Raw genomic sequence first — 415 nt, 5'->3', positions numbered from 1 at the left:
GTCATCCAGCACAACGCACCGAAGATCCACGCAAACCACGCAAACCATGCAGGGAATAAACATCCCAGCACAAACAGTAAGATCGTTTCTGTGCCTTCGGTTAATCCCCCCAGATAGTAAAACGACTTATGTGCATAACCGGGGTTATCAATCTGATGTTTTGCTGCCAGTGCAGCAAAGGCGAGAAAACTGCTGCCCGTGCCGATAAACGCAAACAACAACCAGCCGCCTGCCAGCGCATTTTGCTCCGGTGCAGCAAGAATAAAGCCAAACGGCACCAGCGCGTAAAAGAGAAAATCGAGAGAAATATCAAGAAAGCCGCCCGCGTCGGTAAGCTCTCTGCGCCGCGCCAGCGCACCGTCCAGACCATCAAGCAGCCTGTTCAACAAAATGACGACTAGCGCCGCCAGATACC

Annotated in this window: 1 protein-coding gene; it reads right to left on the bottom strand. The window is 52.5% G+C overall.

The window, feature by feature from the left end; all coding sequences use genetic code 11:
* Positions 1–415: CDP-alcohol phosphatidyltransferase family protein (locus SxD43FB_RS24110; RefSeq protein WP_096064182.1), on the bottom strand; the 415-nt coding region annotated here is incomplete at both ends.

The sequence above is a fragment of the Sphingobium sp. D43FB genome (genome assembly GCF_002312805.1).
Taxonomy (GTDB): Bacteria; Pseudomonadota; Alphaproteobacteria; order Sphingomonadales; family Sphingomonadaceae; genus Sphingobium.
This window is presented reverse-complemented; position numbering and strand designations above follow the sequence as displayed.